The 390-nt window shown below is 69.5% G+C and carries 1 pseudogene; it reads right to left on the bottom strand.

The annotated features are described in order from the left end of the window. Nucleotides 1-94 precede the first annotated feature (94 nt). Nucleotides 95-390, bottom strand: a pseudogene (locus AB4Y98_RS20665) (hypothetical protein); the annotation flags it as partial.

The following is a 390-nucleotide window of genomic DNA, read 5'->3' as shown; positions in this document are numbered from 1 at the left end:
GACTCGGACTAGGCAACGAATGCCCGCTGTCTATGCTTTCGAAGGGACGGCCCAGAGCCCGCGCCGCTATGCGGAGAGCGAAGCGTGACGACCGTCACAGCCGCTGCCTGCCCGCCACCCACGCCGAGCGCACCACCGGCTCGTGCTTGTGCATGCGTACGCGCAGCAGGTCGGCGCGCAAGCCCTCGGCCAGTAGACCCCGGTCGTCGAAGCCCAGCGCAGCGGCGGGCGCCGTGGTGACCGTGGCGATGGCGTCAGGCAGGGCCCATCCCGCCTGCTGGTGCAGGATGAAGGCCCCAGGAAGCAGGCTGGTTGGCATGTAGTCGGACGAAAGGACGTCCAGACATCCAGCGCGTGCCAGCGCCATGGCGGCGACGTTGCCGGCATGCG

The sequence above is a fragment of the Stenotrophomonas sp. 2YAF26 genome (genome assembly GCF_052114625.1).
In the GTDB taxonomy this organism is placed as follows: Bacteria; Pseudomonadota; Gammaproteobacteria; order Xanthomonadales; family Xanthomonadaceae; genus Stenotrophomonas; species Stenotrophomonas indicatrix.
The sequence above is the reverse complement of the archived record's forward strand: the minus strand, read 5'-3'. Positions and strand labels throughout refer to the sequence as shown.